This window comes from Amycolatopsis sp. NPDC049688, assembly GCF_040674975.1.
Taxonomy (GTDB): Bacteria; Actinomycetota; Actinomycetes; order Mycobacteriales; family Pseudonocardiaceae; genus Amycolatopsis.
The window spans coordinates 3,275-4,622 of sequence record NZ_JBFANY010000037.1; the positions used below are offsets into that span (position 1 = coordinate 3,275).

2 rRNA genes (1 of these 2 only partly in view) are annotated in these 1,348 nt (G+C 55.4%); both read left to right on the plus strand.

From position 1 onward, the window contains the following. Positions 1–1,171: ribosomal RNA gene (locus AB0J55_RS45430) — 23S ribosomal RNA — on the plus strand; it begins 1,667 nt to the left of the window's first position. A gap of 56 nt (positions 1,172–1,227) precedes the next feature. Beyond that, positions 1,228–1,344, plus strand: a 5S ribosomal RNA gene (gene rrf / locus AB0J55_RS45435). Positions 1,345–1,348: the final 4 nt, after the last annotated feature.

Genomic DNA, 1,348 nt, shown 5'->3' on the forward strand with positions numbered 1-1,348 from the left:
GGCTAGGGGTGGGTGGCCGCAGAGACCAGCGGAAAGCGACTGTTTACTAAAAACACAGGTCCATGCGAAGTCGCAAGACGATGTATATGGACTGACGCCTGCCCGGTGCTGGAACGTTAAGAGGACCGGTTAGCCTTTCGGGGCGAAGCTGAGAATTTAAGCGCCAGTAAACGGCGGTGGTAACTATAACCATCCTAAGGTAGCGAAATTCCTTGTCGGGTAAGTTCCGACCTGCACGAATGGCGTAACGACTTTCCGGCTGTCTCAACCACAGGCCCGGCGAAATTGCACTACGAGTAAAGATGCTCGTTACGCGCGGCAGGACGGAAAGACCCCGGGACCTTTACTATAGTTTGGTATTGGTTTTCGGTTCGGCTTGTGTAGGATAGGTGGGAGACTGTGAAGCTGCAACGCTAGTTGTGGTGGAGTCGTTGTTGAAATACCACTCTGGTCGAATTGGGAATCTGAACCTCGGGCCATGATCTGGTTCAGGGACAGTGCCTGATGGGTAGTTTAACTGGGGCGGTTGCCTCCTAAAGAGTAACGGAGGCGCCCAAAGGTTCCCTCAGCCTGGTTGGCAATCAGGTGTTGAGTGCAAGTGCACAAGGGAGCTTGACTGTGAGACAGACATGTCGAGCAGGGACGAAAGTCGGGACTAGTGATCCGGCACCTCCTGGTGGAAGGGGTGTCGCTCAACGGATAAAAGGTACCCCGGGGATAACAGGCTGATCTTGCCCAAGAGTCCATATCGACGGCATGGTTTGGCACCTCGATGTCGGCTCGTCGCATCCTGGGGCCGGAGTAGGTCCCAAGGGTTGGGCTGTTCGCCCATTAAAGCGGCACGCGAGCTGGGTTTAGAACGTCGTGAGACAGTTCGGTCCCTATCCGCCGCGCGCGTAGGATACTTGAGGAAGGCTGTCCCTAGTACGAGAGGACCGGGACGGACGAACCTCTGGTGTGCCAGTTGTTCCGCCAGGGGCATGGCTGGTTGGCCACGTTCGGAAGGGATAACCGCTGAAGGCATCTAAGCGGGAAGCCTGTTCCAAGATGAGGTATCCCACCCTTTGTGGGTTAAGGCCCCCAACAGACCATTGGGTTGATAGGCCAGAAATGGAAGCACAGTAATGTGTTGTCGAGTTGACTGGTACTAATAGGCCGAGGACTTGCCTACGAAGATGTTACGCATCCACTCTACGGTTCTGAAACACCACGCGTGTTTCACAGTGTTTCGGTGGTTTTAGCGTCAGGGAAACGCCCGGTCCCATTCCGAACCCGGAAGCTAAGCCTGACAGCGCCGATGGTACTGCAACCGAAGGGTTGTGGGAGAGTAGGACACCGCCGAACTTAC